The organism is Cellulomonas fimi, assembly GCF_012952065.1.
GTDB classification, from domain to species: Bacteria; Actinomycetota; Actinomycetes; order Actinomycetales; family Cellulomonadaceae; genus Pengzhenrongella; species Pengzhenrongella fimi_A.
This window is the reverse complement of the sequence record NZ_JABCJJ010000002.1, coordinates 189,095-207,550: the sequence shown is the minus strand read 5'-3', so window position 1 is coordinate 207,550 and position 18,456 is coordinate 189,095. Positions and strand designations below refer to the sequence as shown.

Genomic DNA, 18,456 nt, shown 5'->3' with positions numbered 1-18,456 from the left:
GGGTAGAGGCGGGCTCAGGACCCCGGGCGCCGCGTCAGGGCGTGGAGGATCCGGTCTCGGGCGTCCCCACGGGGATCGGTCAGGTTGCCCATGAGTGCGAACGCCAGGCGCATCAACCCTGGACGGCTCAGCCCGTGCTGGGTCGCAGCGGCCATGACGGACGGGTGGTTCATCGCCTTGACGAACCAGCGCCCCAGGGCGAAGTACCCGCCGTAGGCATCGGCCAGCGCCCGGGGGTAGGACGTCAGCACCCGTTCGCGCTCGGACGCCCGCTTGCGGCCCAGGGCCTGGACCAGGACGTCCGCCGCGATCCTGCCGGACTCCAGCGCGTAGGCGATGCCCTCGCCCGTGTAGGGGTTCACCATCCCGCCGGCGTCACCGACCAGCATCAGCCCGGGAACGTAGTGCGGCGTGCGGTTGAAGGCGAGGGGCAGCGCGGCACCGGTGACGGGGGCGGTACGCGTGTCCTCACCGAAGCCCCACTCCCGGGGCATCGGCTCGAGCCAGCCGGCGAGCAGGGCGCGGTAGTCCACATGGCGGTTCACCCCCGGGGCGTTGAGCAGTCCCAGGCCGACGTTGCACGTGCCGTCCCCCATCCCGAACACCCAGCCGTAGCCCGGGAGGGCCCGGCCGGCCGGGTCGGTCAGCGTGAGCCACGTCTCGAGGTAGTCGTCCGAGTGGCGAGGGCTCGTGAAGTACGTGCGGGTGGCGACGCCCAGGGGCCGGTCCATGCGTCGGGACAGCCCCGCATCCAGGGACACCCGGCTCGAGACGCCGTCGGCCGCCACCACCACGGCGGCCCGCAGCTCGACGTCGTCACCATGGTCGCCGCCGTGCTCGCCGGCCGGGCCTGGCCCGCGGTGCCGGGTGCGCACCCCGATGACCCGCCCGCTCCGGTCGTCACGGACGAGTCCGACCGCTGACGTCGCCTGGTGCAGGTGCGCGCCCGCCTCGACGGCGCGGCGGGCCAGGGCGTCGTCCAGGCTCGCCCGGGATCGGACCAGCCCGTAGGACGGGAAGGAGACGAGGTCGGGCCAGTCGAGCTCGAGCCGGCCGCCGGTGGAGATCATGCGGATGCCTCGGGTGCGGGTCCAGCCGCCGCCGGAGTCCATGTCGACGCCCATCGCGAGGAGCGCCCGGACCGACCGGGGGGTGAGGCCGTCCCCGCAGACCTTCTCCCGCGGGAAGGTGTCCTTCTCCAGGAGGAGCACCTCGAGCCCGGCCTGCGCCAGGGCCAGGGCGGTGCTCGAGCCTGCGGGCCCGGCTCCCACGACGATGACGTCGGCCTCGCGGGCCTGGGCCTGGACAGACGGGCCGGACGCCGGGGCGACCGCGCGGCTGCCGGCGTCCTGCGCTCCGGTCCCGTCCGTGCGGTCGCCCGCCGAACCAGGCTCCCGCGCGTTCCGTCCAACTCCGGGCCGACCCGTCATGATTGTCCCTGCCACCTCGTTGGTCTGCGGTGACGCGAAGGGGCCGAGCCCCTCGCCCGCACGTACCCCCTGGGGGTATAAGAGGACGCTAGCACGTCGACGCGGGTCCCGGCAGGCGCGCGACGATGAATATTCGGTGTACACCCAGGACCCGGGGCACGCGGCCTGGCACGTGCTCGCGGCCGCGGTCCTGCTGGTGCTGTCGCCCGTCGCCGGGCGCCGGACGGGTCAGCCGCCGAACAGGCCACCCAGCCCGCCGCCGCCGCTGCTCCCGGACGAGGCCTGGTGACCGCCGCTGACGACGGACTCGCTCGGCTGGACGAGCACGTACCCCTGGCCGCCGAACGCCATCTGGAACGTCTCGCCGGTGCCGCCGCGGACCAGGGACTTGAGGCCGCCGGTGTCGACCCGGATGTCCATCGTGACGCCCGACGTCCACAGCACGACCGCCTGCGCGTCGCCGAAGGTCGGGGCGGACGCGACGTCGAGCGCGACCGGCTCCCCCTTGGTGGTGATCGCGACGTAGCCGGTACCGCGGAGCGAGACGTTGTAGAGCCCGCCCGTCATCGCGCCACCGCGGGCCTGCAGGCGGTGGATGTCCCACTCGATCGAGGAGGAGAACGCGAGGACGTTGGCGCCGTTGACGGAGACCAGGTCGTTCTCGAGGTAGATCACCTGGATCTCGGCGGCCTCGTCGGCGACGAAGAGCTCACCCTGGCCGGCCGCCTGCATCATGTCGACGCCCTCGCCCGTGACGGCGGCCTTGAACATCTTGCCCAGGCCGCCCGAGCCCTTGTTCTCGAACCGGACGTCACCCTGGTAGGCGACCATCGACCCGCTCTTCGCCCAGACGGGTCCGTAGCCCATCTGGATCTTCAACAGCTTCTTGTTCTGGAGCGAGAACGGGTCCTGGGAGGCGTTCTCCCGGAAGTCCTGGAACAGCGAGCCGTGGATGGGCATGGCCGGTCGTCTCCTCGTGTGTCGTGGCATCCGGGGTTCGAGCCGATCGGACCCTATCCGCGCAGCGCGCGCGTGCGTAGTGTTTCGCCGGGCGAACGCGTCGCCCCACGGGGGCCGGCCGGAGGAGTGCGCATGGGTTTCCTCGACAAGGCGAAGGCGGCCGCGACCGACCTCGCCGCCAAGGCCGACACCGCGCTCGGCAGCGCGGGGCTCGGCGGCCCGGGCGCAGCGAGCAGCGGCGGCGACGCCGAGCGGTACTTCCGCGACCTCGGCGTCGTGGCCTACCTGGAGTCGACGGGCCGGCCCGTGGGCCCGGGCGATCGCGAGCGCGTCACCGCCGCGCTCCGGGAGCTCGAGCAGCGTGGGTCGCTCCGGTCGTTCACGCTGCACACCGCGACACCGCCCCCGCCGGGATCAGCCGGCGGCTCCGCCTTCCCCCCGCCGCCCGCGGGAGCCACGCCCCCGCCCCCGCCGTGCGCCGGCGGGAGCGACAGCTCCTGATCGTCAGCTGTCCAGGCTCGCGGCGGCCGGTGCCGGCTGCTCGGCGCCGATGCGCAGGGCCGCCACCAGGTCCCGGTAGAGCGCGTCGGACTCGAGCAGCTCGGCGTGCGTGCCGCGCGCGCGGACCCGGCCCGCCTCCATGACGAGGATCGTGTCGGCGTCGATCACCGTCGAGAGGCGGTGCGCGACCGTGACCACCGCACCGCGCGTGGACAGGTCCCGGATGCAGTCGTGGATCGCCGACTCCGTGAGCCCGTCGACCTGCGCGGTCGCCTCGTCGAGCAGCAGCACGTCGGGCGCCCGGAGGATCGCGCGGGCGAGCGCGATCCGCTGGCGCTGGCCGCCCGAGACGGACGACGACGTGAGCGACGTGTCGAGGCCGTCCGGCAGCGCGTCGAACGCGTCGTCGAGCCGGACCGCCGCGAGGACGGTCGCGAGCTCCTCCTCCGACGCCTCCGGGTAGGTGAACAGCAGGTTGTCGCGGATGGTCCCCGGGACGATCGGGGTCTCCTGCTCGACGTACGCGAACCGCGACCGGAGCGCGTCGTGGCTGAGCTCGCGGAACGGCCTGCCGTCGAGCAGCAGCTCGCCGGACTGCGGCTCGAGGAAGCGCAGCAGCAGCGAGAACACCGTCGTCTTGCCGACGCCCGACGGCCCGACGAGCGCGGTGTGCCCGTGCCGGGGCACGGTGAACGAGACGCCGCGGACCGCGGGCTCGGCGTCGGGCCCGTAGGCGGCGACGACGTCGCGCAGCTCGACCACCGGGACGTCGTCGCGCCGCTCGCCCACGACGACGCCCTCGCCCGGCCGGACCACCGGGACGGCGTCGTCCGCCGCGTCCCTCCCCGTGGCGGGAGCCCCGCCGCCGTCCTCGCTCTCGAGCTGCGTGACCTCGCGGATCCGCGCGGCCGCGGCGATCCCGGACTGGAGCTGCGTGACGCTCTGCGTGAGCTCGCTGATCGGCCCGACGATGTTGAACGCGTACAGCAGGAACGCGATGAGGCTCGACACCGGCAGCAGACCCTCGGAGACGCGCCAGGCGCCGAGCCCGAGGATCACGATGATCGCGAGCTGCACGCCGCCCCACGAGATGGTCCAGGCGATGGCGGTCGTGCGGACGGCGTTGACGGAGTGGTCGCGCGCCGCGCGAGCGTCCACCAGGATGCGGTGCGCCTGACGCTCCTCGGCACGGCTCGACTTGACCGTCCGGACGGCGCGGAGCGTGCCCTCGAGCGTGCCGCCCAGGCGCCCGACCGCCTCCTGCGCGGCCTGCTGCGACGTCGCGATCCCGGGCAGCAGGAGCCCCATGAGGATGCCGACGACGACGATCGCGACGACCGTCGTCCCGAGCAGCACCAGGTCGAGCACCGCCATGAGGACCAGGGTGCCCACGAGTGCGACCGCACCGTTGACCAGGCTGACGATGCTCGACGACGCGGCCTCCCGCAGCAGCACCGTGTCCGACGTCGTGCGGGTCACGAGCTCACCCACGGGCTGCCGGGTGACCGCCGGCACCGTCGCCCGCAGGAACCGCCCGACGAGCGACTCGCGCGCGTCCATGACGATGCGCTCGGCGATCGTGCCCATGAGGACCCACTGCACCAGGCCGACGACCGAGCCGAGCACCAGCAGCACGACCAGCACGACCACCGGTCGGGTCAGGGCTCCCGGCTCGGCGAGCGAGTCGAGCACCCACTTGGTGACCATGGGCGTCGCGAGACCGAGCGACGTGGTCAGGAGGGCGAGCAGCAGACCGACCCCGAGGGCGTGCCGGTGCGGACGCGCGAAGCCGAGCAGGATCCGCAGGCGCTCGCCGCGCGGGCCGGCGGGCGCCGCGGTCACGGGCCCGGGCGCCGACGAGGGTGACGAGGAGGGTGACGAGGAGGGCGTGGCCATGGTGCCCAGTCGATCACGCCGACGTGCGCTCGCCGAGGGGCGAGGAGCGGGGCGCTGCAGACGCCGCGACGCGTCGGGCAGGGTGGACACGCCCGCCGGGCGGGGCGTTAGCGTTCGGGGTTGGGCGCCATCGGCGTCGCCGTCGTCGAAGGAGGCACGTGAGCACGCTCGAGATCGACCACGTCAGCAAGTCGTACGGGACGCTCCGTGCGCTCGACGACCTGACCTTCGACGTCCGAGCGGGTGAGATCTTCGGGTTCGTCGGCTCGAACGGCGCGGGCAAGACCACGGCGATGCGGATCATGCTCGGCGTCCTCGCCGCCGACTCCGGCTCGGTCCGCTGGAACGGGACAGAGCTCGACCTCGAGGCCCGACGCTCGGTCGGCTACATGCCCGAGGAGCGCGGGCTGTACCCGAAGATGAAGGTCGGCGAGCAGCTCGAGTTCCTGGCCGGGCTGCACGGGATGAGCCCGACCCAGGCGCGTGACGCCGTCGTCCGCTGGACCGACCGGCTCGGCGTCGGCGGGCGACGCGGCGACCACGTCGAGAAGCTCTCGCTCGGCAACCAGCAGCGGGTCCAGCTCGCCGCCGCGCTCGTGCACAACCCCGCGGTCCTCGTGCTCGACGAGCCGTTCTCGGGCCTCGACCCGGTCGCGGTGGACGTCATGAGCGCCGTGCTGCGCGAGCGTGCCGCCGCCGGCGTGCCGGTCATCTTCTCGTCGCACCAGCTCGACCTCGTCGAGCGCCTGTGCGACCGCGTCGGCATCGTCCGGAGCGGGCAGATGGTCGCGCTCGGCACGATCGACGAGTTAAGGACGACCGACCGGCCCCAGTGGCTGCTGGACGTCGGCGCCGAGCCCTCCGGAGTGCTGGCACGGCTGGCCGAGGTTCCGGGCGTGACCGCGCGCGTGGCGCCCGGGCGTCCCCACGCCGTGCTCGCGACCGCCGCCCCGGGCACCCCGCCCGAGGTCGGGCAGCAGGTGCTGCGGGAGTCGCTCGCCGTCGGCCCGGTCCACGAGTTCACGCCCGTGCGGCCGTGCCTCGCCGACCTGTTCCGCGGCGTCGTCTCGGCCGAGCACGACGCCGAGCCCACCGCGGTCGCGCCGGCCTTCGCGGAGGTGGCCCGGTGAGCAGCAACGTCGTGTGGATGGTCGCGAGGCGCGAGATCAAGACGCGCATGCTGACCAAGTCCACCATCATCTCGATGGCCGTGATGCTGGTGGTCATCGTCGCGGGCATCTTCGTGCTCGACTACTTCGCGACCCGGGACGCGCACGCGCCGGCGAGCAAGGTCGGCGTCGCGCAGAGCGTCTCGGCGCTCGAGGAGCACCTCGAGGTCGCAGCGGCGCAGCAGGGGCTCGACCTCGAGCTCGTCGCCCTGGCGGACGACGCCGACGCCGAGGAGGCGCTCACCGCGGAGGGTGACGACGCGCTCGAGGCCGTGCTGTCCGGCGATCCGGCGTCCCCCGAGATGCTGGTCGCCGAGCAGCCGGACGACGCGATCCAGCAGGCGGTCTCCACAGCGGTGCGGTCCTACGTCGTGAACGAGCAGGTGACGGGGCTCGGCGGGAACCCCGCGGCGTTCGAGGAGGCGCTCGCGAGCGCGGTGCCGCAGGTGCGGTCGATCGAGCCGGAGGACAGCCCCGACCGCTTCGGACCCGCCTACGTGGTGTCGATGGTGATGATCAGCCTGCTGCTCTTCGCGCTCATCGGCTCGGGGTCGATCATCGCGATGGGGGTCGTCGAGGAGAAGACGTCGCGCGTCGTCGAGATCCTGCTCGCGACGATCAAGCCCACCCAGCTCCTCGCGGGCAAGATCCTCGGCATCGGCATCTTCGGCATGTTCCAGGTGGTCCTCCTCGGCGGTGCCGCGGTGGGCGGGGTCGCCGCGACGGGCCTGACGCGCAGCCTCGAGGTGGACCTGGGCGCGTCGCTCGCGCTGCTGGTCCTGTGGTTCCTCATCGGGTACGCGATCTTCGCGCTGCTCTTCGGCGGGTTCGCCGCGCTGGTCTCGCGGCAGGAGGAGATCGGGTCGGTCACGACGCCGCTGATGTTCCTGCTGTTCGTCCCGTACTACCTGACCATGTTCATGGTCCCGTCCGACCCCGACAGCACGATGGTGCGCGTCCTGTCCCAGATCCCGGTGTTCGCGCCGTTCATGATGCCGGTGCGCAACGCGTTCGGGGCGCTGAGCGGCTGGGAGCTCGGGCTGTCGCTGGCCATCAGCCTCGCCACCATCCCGCTGCTGGTGTGGATCGCGGCCCGCGTGTACCAGCGCGGCGTGCTCCACACCGGCGGCCGGATGAAGCTGGGCGACGCCCTCAAGGCCGGCAGGTCCTGACGCGGTCCGGTCCTGACGCGGTCCGGGAGACCGGCGCTGCGGCGTCGGTCCCGGCCGGGCGGCTGGTCACCGCGGCGTGATCTCGTGCGGGTCCGCGCGCGTGGAACAGCCCACTCGCGTCACCCCGCGCGGTCCCGTCCGCGAGTTCGCTGGTCCGGAGTCGAGTTCGCTGATCCGGATCAGCGAACTCGAGACCGCACCAGCGAACTCGCCGCGGCGCGGGGTTCGGGAGGACGCGGCGGCGGCGTCGGCGGGGTCCCGCCGCGTCACGCGTCGGGAGCTCCGAGGGCCGTGCGCAGGCTCTCGAGGGCGGCCGGGACCGCCGCGTACCAGATGTTGCTGCCGCGTCGCTCGCTCGTCACCAGGCCCGCCTCGCGCAGGATCCGCAGGTGGTGGCTGACCGTGGGCTGGCTCTTGCCGACCGGCTCCACCAGGTCGCACGCGCAGACCGCGCCGTCGGCGCTCGTCGCGAGCAGGCTCAGCAGACGGAGCCGGACCGGATCTGCGAGCGCCGCGAAGCGGCGCGCGAGCTCGGCTGCGTCCGACGCCCCGAGCACCGACGCCCGCAGCGGCGTGCAGCAGTCCTGCACCGCAGGCTGCGGGATCACGGGGAGCAGCCGGCCGGGTGTCACGATCGGAGACCTCCTCATATTGACAGGTGTCGATCTCTGCGTAGAGTCTGCCACATATCGACATGTATCAATATCGAGCTCGCGAACGCCGGACCGAAGGACCCCCACCATGCCGACCACCACTCGTCCCGGGCCGACCGAGACCTCGCCCGCCCTGCCCGTCGTCGTCATCGGCGCGGGGCCCGTGGGGCTCGCAGCCGCGGCCCATCTGCGTGACCGCGGCCTCCCCTTCGTGGTGCTCGAGGCGGGGACGCAGGTCGGCGCGTCGGTCCGCGAGTGGGCGCACATCCGGACCTTCACTCCGTGGCAGCACCTCGTCGACCCGACGGCCGAGAAGCTCCTCGCGCCCACCGGCTGGACGCGGCCGACGACGCCGGTCCCGCCCACCGGCGGTCAGCTCGCCGAGCAGTACCTCGAGCCCCTCGGGGCCCTCCTCGCCGACGACGTGCGCCTGCGCCACCGCGTCGTCGCGCTCACGCGGGACGGGCTCGACAAGAGCCGGACCGTGGGGCGCGCGGAGCGGCCGTTCCTGGTGCGCGTCTCCGACGACGCCGGGCGGACCCGTGACCTGCCGGCGCGCGCGGTGATCGACGCGACCGGCACGTGGGAGCGCCGCAACCCGCTCGGCGCCGGGGGGCTGCCTGCGCGCGGCGAGGAGGACGCGGCCGAGTTCCTCGTCGGCCCGCTGCCGGACGTGCTCGGCCGGGACCGCTCGCGGTTCGCCGGCAAGCGCACCCTCGTCGTCGGGGGCGGGCACTCCGCCGCCAACACCCTGCTCAGCCTGGGACTGCTCGCCCGGGAGGTGCCGGGCACGCAGGTCGTGTGGGCCATCCGCGGCACGGACCCCGCCCGCGTCTACGGCGGCGGTCCCGCGGACGAGCTTCCCGCGCGCGGGCGTCTCGGCACCGACCTGCGCGGCCTGGTCGGCTCGGGTGCCGTCGAGCTCGTCACCGGCTTCGCGACGACGGCGATCGAGGTCACGGGCGACACGGTCGCGGTCGTCGGGACGACCGCCGCCGGCGAGCGCCGCATCGAGGGCCTGCACCAGGTCGCGGCGGCGACCGGGTTCCGGCCCGATCTGTCGATCCTGTCCGAGGTCCGGCTCGACCTCGACCCTGGCCTGGAGGCACCGCGCCGGCTCGCGCCGCTGATCGACCCGGCGTTCCACAGCTGCGGCACCGTGCCGCCCCACGGCCACCGCGACCTCGCCCAGCCGGACGACGGGTTCTACGTCGTCGGCATGAAGTCCTACGGGCGCGCGCCGACGTTCCTGATCACGACCGGGAACGAGCAGGTCCGGTCGGTCGTCGCGGCGCTCGCCGGCGACCTGGCCGCGGCCGACGAGGTCCAGCTGGTGCTGCCCGAGACCGGGGTGTGCTCGGTCGACGCGACCGGCACGGACACGGGCGGCACGGGCACGGGCGGCACGGGCACGGGCGGCACGGGCACGGGCGGCACGGGCGGCGCTGCCGGCTGCTGCGGGGCCAAGACCGGCCTCGACGGGCTCACCGTGCCGGCCGAGGCGCACCAGGCCCGACCGGCGGGGACGCCGGCGCGGGGCTTCGCGACCGGGCTCCCCGGCGGTGGACGCCTCGCCGAGCTCGCGGTGACGGAGGTCGGCGCGAGTGGCAACGGCGTCGGCAGCGGCGCGGCGAGCGGCTGCTGCTCCGGTTGACCGGGCGGCGGGCGCTTCTGTGCGATCGCCGACTCGGCGGCTCGTCAGGCTCGGCGGCTCGTCAGGCTTAGCGGCTTGCCGACTCGGCGGCTCGCTGGGCCAGGCGGCTCGCCGTGCCCAGCGGCTCGCCGTGCCCTGCGGCTCGCTAGGCTCCGCGGGTGGACAGCACGCTCGCGGATGGACCGCGGCCCGGCGTCGGCCCCGATCCCGCCGTCGGCCCCGGCCCCGGCCCCGGCGCCGGCGACCGCCCGCTGCGGAGCGACGCCGCGCGCAACCGCGACCGCATCGTCACCGCCGCTCGTGAGCTGTTCGCCTCACGCGGCCTCGGCGTCGGGCTCAACGAGGTCGCGCACCACGCGGGGCTCGGTGTCGGGACCGTGTACCGGCGGTTCCCCGACAAGCAGGTGCTGGTCGACGCGGTGCTCGAGGAGCCGCTGCGGCAGATGCGGGCCGTGGCGGTCCAGGCCGAGGGGGCCGAGCGCGCGTGGGACGGCCTCACGCTGCTGCTCAGCGAGGGGGCTGCGCTGCTCACCGCCAACCTCGGGCTGCGGGACGTCGCGCTGAGCCCCGACGGCGACGAGCCCACCGTGTCGGCGCTCCGGGCCGACCTGGCACAGGTCAGCGACCGGCTGCTCGTGCGCGCGCGCGAGGAGGGCGACGTGCGCCCGGGGGTCACGGGCGACGACATCGCCGTCCTGTTCTGGATGCTCAGCGAGCTCGCCGAGCACAGTGCCGAGGCGCGGCCGGACGCGTACCGCCGCTACCTCCAGCTGCTCACCGACGGCCTGCGCAGCGGGCCCGGGCGCGAGGAGCTGAGCGCGCCCCTGGACCGCGCCGAGGTCGCGGAGATCAGCAGGCGGTGGGCCGGGCGCTGAGCGGTCACGACGGCCCGGCCGCGCCACCTCGCGAGGGCACGACGGCGGCCCCCTGACCCGCGTCGTCGTGCTGTGCGTGGTGCGCGCGCTCGAGCCGGGCGCCCTCGACGTCGACGTCCGGCAGGAGGCGGTCGAGCCAGCGGGGCAGCCACCACGCCGCATCCCCCGCGAGGTGCATCAGGGCCGGGACCAGCAGCATCCGCACGACGAACGCGTCCACCAGCACGCCGAACGCGAGCCCGAAGCCCATCGGCCGCACGATCGCGGTGTGGGAGAACACGAACCCGCCGAACACCGCGATCATGATGATCGCGGCCGCGGTCACCACGGCCCGGCCCGCGTGCACCCCCTCGGTGACCGCCCGACGCGCGGGCGAGCCGTGCGCGTACGCCTCGCGCATGCCCGACGTCAGGAACAGCTGGTAGTCCATGGCGAGGCCGAACAGCACGCCCACCAGGATGGTCGGCAGGAAGCTCAGCACGGGCCCCGGGGAGTGGACGCCGAACAGGCCGCCGAGCCAGCCCCACTGGTAGATCGCGGTCACACCGCCGAACGCCGCGAAGACGGACAGGACGAACCCGGCCGTCGCGATCAGCGGCACCACGATCGACCGGAACACCACGACGAGGATGACCAGCGACAGGCCGATGACGACGGCGAGGTAGACCGGCAGCGCGGCGTCGAGCTTCTGCGAGATGTCGATGTTGCCGCTCGCCGCGCCGGCGACGGCGAGGACGACCTCGGGCTCGTCGGGGACCGTCAGGCCGCGCAGCGTGCGCACGAGCTGCTCGGTCGACTCGCTCGTGGGCCCGTCCACGGGAACGACCTGGAACGACGCCAGGTCCCCGCCCCTCGAGACGCCGATCGGCGCGACCGCGGCGACGTCGTCCAGCGCGCCCACCGCCTGGGCGATCTCGACCTGGACCCCGAGGAGGGCCGGCTCGTCGAGCCCGGCCGGGAGGTCGGCGACGACGAGCAGCGGACCGTTGACGCCGTCGCCGAACTGCTCGGCGATGGTCGCGTACGCGCGGTACTGGGTCGAGTCCTCGGGCTCGGACGAGCCGTCCGGGAGCCCGAGCCGCATCGACAACGCCGGCAGCGCGATGACGGCGAGCAGCACCACGCTCCCGACGACGCTCAGCACGGCGCGCGCCGCCGACATCGGCCGCAGGTCGGTGTGCGGGGTCACGGGCGCCGCGGCCCGCTGCCGCCGCGGGAGCACGCGGCGGCCGACGAGCCCGAGCAGCGCGGGCGTGAGCGTGATCGCGATGAGGACGGCGATCGCGACGCAGGCCGCACCGACGGACCCCATGAGGCCCAGGAACGGGATGCCGGTGACGTTGAGCGCGAGGAGCGCGATGACGACCGTGGCGCCCGCGAAGACGACCGCGTTTCCCGAGGTCCCGTTGGCGAGACCGATCGACTCGTGCACCTCGGCGCCCTGCCGCAGCTGCCGGCGGTGCCGGTTGAGGATGAACAGCGAGTAGTCGATCCCCACCGCGAGGCCGAGCATGACGCCGAGGATGGGCGTCACCGAGACCATCTCGACCGTGCCGGACAGGGCGAGCGAGCCGGCCGCCCCGATCCCGACGCCGATCAGCGCCGTGAGCAGCGGCAGCCCGGCGGCGACCAGCGTGCCGAGCATCACGAGCAGCACGATCCCGGCCACGGCCACGCCGACCACCTCGGCCACTCCCCCGAGGTTCGGCACGCCGGACACGAGGTCGTTCGCGAAGTCCACCTCGACGCCGTCGACGGGCGCCTCGTCGATCGCCTCGCGCACCGCGTCCCTGCTCTCGGCGGGCACCTCGAGCTGGGGCACGTCGAACAGCACCGTGCCGACCGCGGTCGAGCCGTCATCCGACACCATCCGGATGCCGTCCGCGAGCGCGAGCAGCGCGGCGCCGTCGGCGGCCTGCGCGGCCTGGAGCTCGAGCTCCTCGACGCCCTGGTCGAGCTGCCGCTGCTCGGCCTCGAGCTGCGGCTCCGCCTGCGCGAGCAGACCCGCCGCGGCGGCCTGGGCACGCGCCGCGTCGAGCTGCGCCTGGCCCGCCTCGAGCTGCCGGCGTGCGACGTCGAGCTGCCCCTCGGCGTCGGCGAGCTGCTGCTCCTGGGCGGCGCGCTGCTGCTCGGTCGCGAACGGGTCGACGACGGAGGCCACGCCCGCGGCGTCGCCCGCCCCCGCCAGCGCGTCGCTGATCGCCGCCCGCTGCGCAGCCGACAGCGGCGTGCCGTCCGACGTCCGGAAGACGACGGTGCCGGTACCGCCGCCGACCGAGTCGAACTCCGCCTCGAGGCGGTCGGTGACCTCGGCGGTCGGCGTGCCGGGGATCGTGATCGACGAGCTCAGCGCGCCGCCCCACGTCAGGTACGCGGCGCCGGCGACCACCAGGGCCGTGAGCCACACGCCGACCACCAGCCACGCACGACGGGCGGAGAACCGGCCCACCCGGTAGAGCAGCTCTGCCATGACGTACGTCTCCTCAAGAGGGTGCCTGGGGTCTGCAGACGCCGGCGCGGAAGCGCCTGGCGGGGCCACAAGGGGATTCGATCTATCCGGATCGTTATCCTACGCCGATCCGGGCGGCCGTCATCCGGATGCTCGTTCAAGTCGCCTCGGGTCACGTCGCGTACCCCACCGGCCCGACGGCGTGCGCACCGAAGCGAGTTGTCAGGCCGAGCGCGTGCCCAGCCGCGCGCTCGGCCTGACACGTCGGTGGGGACGCCCGTCGACAAGCGGGTTGTCAGACCGAGCGCGTGCCCAGCCGCGCGCTCGGTCTGACACCCACCGCGCCGGACGAGCACGAGCCGCCCGTGCAGCTTGGACCCGTGGACGTCCGCGTGGAGCTCGCCCGCGGCGGCGGGGTCGTCCGTCCCGTACGGCTCCCAGGTCCCGCGGTCCCAGACGATGACGTCGCCGCCGCCGTACTCGCCCGCGGGGATGACGCCCTCGAAGTCCTCGTACTCCATCGGGTGGTCCTCGACGTGGACCGCCATCCGCCGCGCCTTCGGGTCGAGCGTCGGGCCGCGCGGCACCGCCCAGCTCACCAGGACGCCGTCGACCTCGAACCGCAGGTCGTAGTGCAGGCGGCGCGCGCGGTGGCGCTGGACCACGAACCGGCGCTGCTTGCCGGCCACCTGCCTCACCGCCCCGGGCCTCGACCCCGCCCGACCGGGACCCGGCCGTTCCCGCGGTCCCCCCAGGTTCGCCGATCCGGGCGTACGCCGCGCCTCGACGGCTACAGCGCGACCTCCCCGGCGTACACCAGCCGCGGCACGGGCGCCGGGGGCAGGCCGGGCGTGGTCGGGTCGGCGTCGAGCAGCTCGTGCTCCTCGACGAGCACGCGCCAGGTCGTCACGTCGCCGCCGGGCCGCTGCAGCGCCGGGTACCCCGCCGTCTCCCCCGCGGGAGTCCCTGCGCCCTGGGGCAGCACGACCGAGCCGGTCCAGGTCGCCCGGAAGCCGCCGGCTTCCTCGACGTCGACCGCCAGCAGCAGCGACGACGAGACCGTCTCCCACTCCAGGTCACCGGCCCCCTCCGGGCGGCGCTGCACCGTCGCGCGCACGGTCCGGGACTGCTGCAGGCGCATCGCGCGGTGCGCCGCCGCGCCGGTCGGGCTGTCGGCGCTCAGCTGGTCGCCCGGCGGCTCGGCCGTCGAGCGCGGGTCCCAGCGCAGCCAGCCGACGACCCCGGTCAGGGTCACCTGCACGTGCTCCGGGCCCGGTCGGCTCACCGTCAGCGTCCGGGTCGGCAGCGGCTGGACCCAGCTCGTCAGCGCGACCGGCGACAGCGTGCAGCCGTCGATCGCGGAGGGCTGGTACCGCGCGACCGCGAGCCGCACGAACGGCCACAGCGCAGAGGTCGGGTGGACGGCGACGTCGACGAACCAGCGACCTGACGCCTCGTCGTACTCCGGCCGGTACCCCAGCACGCGCACGGCCGGGCGCCCCGCCACGTCGCGCAGCGGGACGGCCGCGGCGACCGCGACGGGGTTGCCCGGCGCGTCGGGCCACCCTCGGTCCCGCCCGCCGGACACCTCGCCGGCGAGCGGCGGCCGGATGCCGACGCCCTCGGCGGCGCCGGTCTCGACGGCGTCCAGCAGCAGGTGGTCCAGGGTGAGCAGCGGCGGGACGGTCGGGTCCGAGGTCGCCCCGCCGTGCTGGACGACCGGGTCCGCTGCCCACAGGCTCGTCGCGCCGTCGGGCGCCTGCACCGCCTTGGCCCGGCGCTCCCACGTGCCGTCCGGGAGCTGCACCCACTCGTGGGTGTCGAAGACAAGCACGCCGAGCAGCTCGCCGTCGCCCGAGGAGAACCACGGGCGGGCGAGCCAGATCCGCACGCCGGAGCGTCGCACCTGACGCCACGCGAACGGCTCGTCGGGCTCGCTCCCCTCCTCCCAGCGCAGCAGCGGCACGGCGTCGAGCACGAGCGGCGCGGCCGGGCGCGCGGACGACGGGATGTCGAGGACCACCGGCTCGCCCGCGAGCGCCGCGTCGTCGGCCGCGGGCACCTGCGCGGGGTCGAACAGCTCCGCGAACCGCGTCGTGCCGCTCGGCACGTACGTCACGCGGCGGTGGTGCGTGTCCTCGAACGTCTGCAGCATCCGGTGGAACGCCACGCCGCCGAGCGCCTGGGCGAGCGCGCCGGTCGGCAGGTAGTCGTACAGGAAGAGCACCCCCGTCCGCTCGCGCTCCCCGACGGGCGAGCGGACGACGACGTCGGACCGGGTCACCTCCTGCGGACCCGCAGCCGCGAGGTCGTCCACCTGCTCGGTCCAGCTCGCGCGCACGACGAGCAGGTCCGTGCTGGACCCGTGCACGTCGACGAGCCCGGTGAAGGCCGCGACCGCGCGATTGGGCGGACGCAGGAACAGGCTCAGGTCGACCAGCCGCGGCGGCCGGACCGGCGCGGGCACCGCGTGCACGAGCCGCACGTCGACCGAGGGCGTGAGCCACCAGGTCCACCCTGACACCGCCGCCCGCTGCAGGGCCGCCGCGGCGACGACCTCGTCGGTCGTGTAGCCGTCCGCGGGGTCGACGACGCTGGCCAGGTGCGAGCGCCACAGCCCGAACCGGTCCAGGGCGGCGAGGTCGACGGTGCTCGAGAGGGCGACGCGCACCTGCTCGCCGGGCGGCAGCGCGACCCGGACCTCGTGCCCGACGACGCGCGCGCCGAGCGCGTCGCCGCGCTCGACGACGATCCGCAGCGGCTGCAGCGACGGCCACGCGCCGGGGTACGGCACCGTGACGGCCTGCAGCGCGCGCGGCTCGGGCAGCGCGTGCGGCGCGCCCGCCTCGTAGAACACCAGCGAGATCCCGGCGGCGTACGGGTCCGGCAGGTACGGCAGGCGCAGCGCCTCGGTGCCGTGCACCACGTACTGGCCCTCCCCGACGGGCCGGCCCCGGTCGGCGGTGATCTTGTCGAGCGTGGCGCGGCTGTCCGAGCCCGTGTCCGCCCCCGGCCGGTCGAGGAGCGCGACGCCGGGCTGCTCGTCGGTCGCCCTCGGGTCCGTGAGGCTCGGCACGCGCTGGTCCAGGAGCGTGCCCCGCTCGGCCAGCGCCACGGCGTACAGGCGCCGGATCTCGGCGGTGTCGCCCGTGCCGATCGCGGCGTCGAACAGGCCGGCGGCCTCGGCCTCGAGCTGCGTCGCCTTGGGCGGCGCCACGTGGCGCTCCGCCGTCGGTCGCGCGTCCGCGCCCGGGCCGTCCACGATGCCGCTGCGGACGACCAGGTGCCCGAGCTGCTCGCCGGTCCCGAGCTCCTCGCGGGCGACGAGGGCGGGCGCGGGCACGGGCTCCCACCGCAGGTACGGCCGTGGCGTCGTGACGACGGCCCGCCTGAGCAGCCGTAGGTCGTCGGGGAGCTGCAGGTCGTCGTTCCGGCCGAGCCTGGCGAGATCGCGTGCGTCGACCCGCAGCTGCGGCCGCACGCGCAGGCTCTCGCGCGACTCCGCGAGCACGCGTGCCGCCGTCCCGACGGCCGCGAGCGCGCGCTGCGCGGCCGGCGCGGGCGGCTCGCTCGCCACCGCCCGGGCCACGAGGTCCTCGACGGCCGCGTCGACCCGGTCGTCGCCCGACCGCAGCTCGACGGGCAGCGGGTGGGCGACGGGGCTGGCGACGCGCTCCTGGGCCGCACGCAGGTGCGCGACCACCGCGGCGCGGCGCGCGCCCGCGACGCCACCGCGATCGCGTCGCTCGTACGCGGCGCGGAGCCGGTCCAGGTGCGCGCGGGCGGCCTCGAGCGCCCTCGCGTCGGGTTCGACCAGGGGCGGCCGTCGCCGCGCCGGGACCTGCGGCACGGAGTTGCCCGCGAGGTCGACGGCGAGCACCCGGAAGCTGTACGACGTCCCGTACCGCAGCCGCGGCAGCGACCGCGGCTCGACCCGCGACGAGACGTGCGCGCCGTCGACCGGCGGGTCGGGCGGGGCGTCGACCACCACCTCGGTCGCGCCGTCCGGCCCGGGCGGCTCGACGTGCACGATGGTCTTCCCCGGCCGCGGCGCGGACAGGCTCCAGCCGTCCCAGCCCGCGACGACCTCGTGCAGGTAGTACCCGGGGGCGCCGTCGGGCACGCGGTTGAGCGCCGAGAGCTGCAGGAACCCGACGTCCGCGGCCTCCTCGAGGACCGGGACCCCGCCCGGCTCGCCCGTGACCGTGACGAGCCGCCGGTGCAGGCTGTGCCACTCCCGCGTCCGGTCGTCCCACACCTCGACCCGGATGCCACGCACCAGGTCGTCGAGCAGCAGCTCGCGCGTGCCGTCGTCGACCGCGAGCTGCTCCGCCTGCTGCACGCGGGCCCGCAGCTGGGCCGCCCGCTCCCGCCGGGCGAGCGCGAACCCGGTGGCGCGCAGCGTGCCGGGGGCGGACGTCGCGGGGTCGCCGTTCGCCTCGCTCGCGTACTGCCGCGCCAGGTTGCGCGCGTGCTGGTCGAGCTTGAGCCCGGAGGCGTCCGGGTCGGCGTCGAGCACCACCCACTCGTCGTCGCCCAGCGGCAGCGCGCCGCCGACCCACGCGTCGCTCGACCGCGCGGCGAACACGACGTCGTCCACGACGACCGCCGTCCGCCGCGCCGGGAGCACCTCGACGTCGGGGTGCGTCGAGGCGAGCGTCACGCTGACCCACGTCGCGCCGGCGAGTGCCGCCCGGGCGCCCGCGGGGTCCAGCCCGTCCAGCACGACGTCGACGGCGAGGCCGAGCCTGCGCAGCAGGGCCGGTGTGGAGCCGAACGACCCGATCCGCGCGTGGAAGTCGTGGTCGGGGCGGTCCGGACGCGGCGTCGGCGGGGCGTCGGGGTCCGGCTCCTGGCGCGGGGTCTGCTGAGGCTGCTCGGGCCGCTCGTAGTACCGCCGCATCGCGTGGGCGTCGACGAGGAGCTGGAGCTGCGGGTCGGCGGACAGGTCCTGGCCGACGAGGGCGTCGAGCCGCTCGGTCACCCGCCGGTCCGCCTCGGGGTCGTCCAGCAGCACCTGCACCGGCGACGGCTCGTCGTCGATCCTCGACTGGTACACGGGCAGCGGCGGGAGGTCGTGCGTGCGCCCCGGCCGGAGGTCGCCGGTGTCGGTCAGGGGACCGATGGTCGTCAGCGCGTCGCGCAGCCGCCGGCCCGGGAGCTGCAGGGCGCGGCGCGCTCGCGCCGGGGCGTCGCCCAGCAGCCGACGCAGCGGGCCGTCCGGGTCCAGACCTGCGAGCGTCTCGAGCAGCCCGGCGGCCACGGGGTCGCCCGTCAGGCCGGGCCGGCGGGCCGGCGCGGCGGTGATCGCCGCGACGTGCAGGTCGACGGCGTGGTCGCTCAGGCGGCTGGCCGGGTTGGTGCGCCACGTCTCGTCGGACACCGCGGGTGTCGGGAACGCCCGGACCGCGGTGGTGGGCGGCAGCACCGCAGCCCACGCGGCGGCGTCGGGCACGGTGTCGGGCATGGTGACCACGCGCAGCGGCAGGGCTGCGTCGGGGTCGAGCGACGTCCGCAGCGTGAAGGTGCAGCCCGCGAGGGTGCCGACCCAGTCGGCCGCGGCGGGGAAGTCGGAGAGAATGGCGCCTGCGCCGACGAGCTTGTGCGTGACGAAGACGGTCAGCTGGAACGGCGCGTCGTCGGCCAGCGAGTGCGGCAGCGCGGTCGCGAGGACGGTGGCGGGCATCGGGTCTCCTG

The 18,456-nt window shown here is 75.1% G+C and carries 12 protein-coding genes; 5 read left to right on the top strand and 7 right to left on the bottom strand.

The window, feature by feature from the left end:
* Positions 1-14: 14 nt before the first annotated feature.
* Together HIR71_RS02400 and HIR71_RS02395 are read right to left on the bottom strand one after the other, a co-directional pair.
* The gene (locus tag HIR71_RS02400) at positions 15-1,430 is read right to left on the bottom strand and encodes a geranylgeranyl reductase family protein (protein WP_169323051.1); all 1,416 of its coding nucleotides are present in this window, start codon (positions 1,428-1,430) and stop codon (positions 15-17) included.
* A gap of 228 nt (positions 1,431-1,658) precedes the next feature.
* Positions 1,659-2,390 (bottom strand): AIM24 family protein, encoded by a 732-nt coding sequence (locus tag HIR71_RS02395; protein ID WP_169323050.1) that lies wholly within the window; start codon positions 2,388-2,390, stop codon positions 1,659-1,661.
* A gap of 132 nt (positions 2,391-2,522) precedes the next feature.
* Between HIR71_RS02395 and HIR71_RS16355 the strand changes: the two genes are divergently transcribed.
* Positions 2,523-2,891, top strand: a complete 369-nt coding sequence (locus tag HIR71_RS16355; RefSeq protein ID WP_211373680.1) for a hypothetical protein — start codon at positions 2,523-2,525, stop codon at positions 2,889-2,891.
* Positions 2,892-2,894: 3 nt separating this feature from the next.
* Here HIR71_RS16355 and HIR71_RS02385 read toward each other — a convergent pair whose 3' ends face one another.
* The gene (locus tag HIR71_RS02385; protein ID WP_211373679.1) at positions 2,895-4,787 is read right to left on the bottom strand and encodes an ABC transporter ATP-binding protein; all 1,893 of its coding nucleotides are present in this window, start codon (positions 4,785-4,787) and stop codon (positions 2,895-2,897) included.
* 158 nt (positions 4,788-4,945) lie between these two features.
* Between HIR71_RS02385 and HIR71_RS02380 the strand changes: the two genes are divergently transcribed.
* Both HIR71_RS02380 and HIR71_RS02375 read left to right on the top strand, forming a co-directional pair.
* Positions 4,946-5,917 carry an ABC transporter ATP-binding protein gene (locus HIR71_RS02380; protein ID WP_169323048.1) on the top strand — a complete coding sequence of 324 codons (972 nt, stop codon included), beginning with the start codon at positions 4,946-4,948 and terminating at the stop codon, positions 5,915-5,917.
* A complete protein-coding gene (locus tag HIR71_RS02375; RefSeq protein WP_169323046.1) occupies positions 5,914-7,128 on the top strand; it encodes an ABC transporter permease in 1,215 nt (404 codons plus the stop codon). Before HIR71_RS02380 ends, HIR71_RS02375 begins: the two co-directional genes overlap by 4 nt.
* Positions 7,129-7,394: 266 nt before the next feature.
* On the opposite strand, the gene HIR71_RS02370 is transcribed toward HIR71_RS02375, so the two are convergent.
* The gene (locus HIR71_RS02370) at positions 7,395-7,760 is read right to left on the bottom strand and encodes a metalloregulator ArsR/SmtB family transcription factor (RefSeq protein WP_311836031.1); all 366 of its coding nucleotides are present in this window, start codon (positions 7,758-7,760) and stop codon (positions 7,395-7,397) included.
* A gap of 109 nt (positions 7,761-7,869) precedes the next feature.
* Here HIR71_RS02370 and HIR71_RS02365 point away from each other — a divergent pair, with 109 nt between their 5' ends.
* Both HIR71_RS02365 and HIR71_RS02360 read left to right on the top strand, forming a co-directional pair.
* Complete coding sequence (locus HIR71_RS02365) at positions 7,870-9,435, top strand: FAD-dependent oxidoreductase (RefSeq protein ID WP_169323042.1); 1,566 nt, start codon at positions 7,870-7,872, stop codon at positions 9,433-9,435.
* 158 nt (positions 9,436-9,593) lie between these two features.
* A complete protein-coding gene (locus HIR71_RS02360) occupies positions 9,594-10,310 on the top strand; it encodes a TetR/AcrR family transcriptional regulator (protein ID WP_169323040.1) in 717 nt (238 codons plus the stop codon).
* A gap of 4 nt (positions 10,311-10,314) precedes the next feature.
* Here the strand turns inward: HIR71_RS02360 and HIR71_RS02355 are convergent, their stop codons facing one another.
* The 3 genes from HIR71_RS02355 to HIR71_RS02345 form a co-directional block, all read right to left on the bottom strand.
* Entirely contained in the window at positions 10,315-12,780 is a 2,466-nt protein-coding gene (locus tag HIR71_RS02355) for an MMPL family transporter (protein WP_169323039.1), read from the bottom strand.
* Entirely contained in the window at positions 12,675-13,424 is a 750-nt protein-coding gene (locus tag HIR71_RS16640) for a DNA polymerase ligase N-terminal domain-containing protein (RefSeq protein WP_311836047.1), read from the bottom strand. The genes HIR71_RS02355 and HIR71_RS16640 overlap by 106 nt, the downstream gene beginning before the upstream one ends.
* Positions 13,425-13,549: 125 nt before the next feature.
* Positions 13,550-18,445 (bottom strand): hypothetical protein, encoded by a 4,896-nt coding sequence (locus HIR71_RS02345; protein ID WP_169323037.1) that lies wholly within the window; start codon positions 18,443-18,445, stop codon positions 13,550-13,552.
* Between the last annotated feature and the right edge of the window lie 11 nt (positions 18,446-18,456).

Bases quoted from the DNA above. Each gene is read 5' to 3' on its own strand.
- HIR71_RS02400 (WP_169323051.1), bottom strand. From the start codon at position 1,430: ATGACGGGTCGGCCCGGAGTTGGACGGAACGCGCGGGAGCCTGGTTCG.
- HIR71_RS02395 (WP_169323050.1), bottom strand. From the start codon at position 2,390: ATGCCCATCCACGGCTCGCTGTTCCAGGACTTCCGGGAGAACGCCTCC.
- HIR71_RS16355 (WP_211373680.1), top strand. From the start codon at position 2,523: ATGGGTTTCCTCGACAAGGCGAAGGCGGCCGCGACCGACCTCGCCGCC.
- HIR71_RS02385 (WP_211373679.1), bottom strand. From the start codon at position 4,787: ATGGCCACGCCCTCCTCGTCACCCTCCTCGTCACCCTCGTCGGCGCCC.
- HIR71_RS02365 (WP_169323042.1), top strand. From the start codon at position 7,870: ATGCCGACCACCACTCGTCCCGGGCCGACCGAGACCTCGCCCGCCCTG.
- HIR71_RS02355 (WP_169323039.1), bottom strand. From the start codon at position 12,780: ATGGCAGAGCTGCTCTACCGGGTGGGCCGGTTCTCCGCCCGTCGTGCG.
- HIR71_RS02345 (WP_169323037.1), bottom strand. From the start codon at position 18,445: ATGCCCGCCACCGTCCTCGCGACCGCGCTGCCGCACTCGCTGGCCGAC.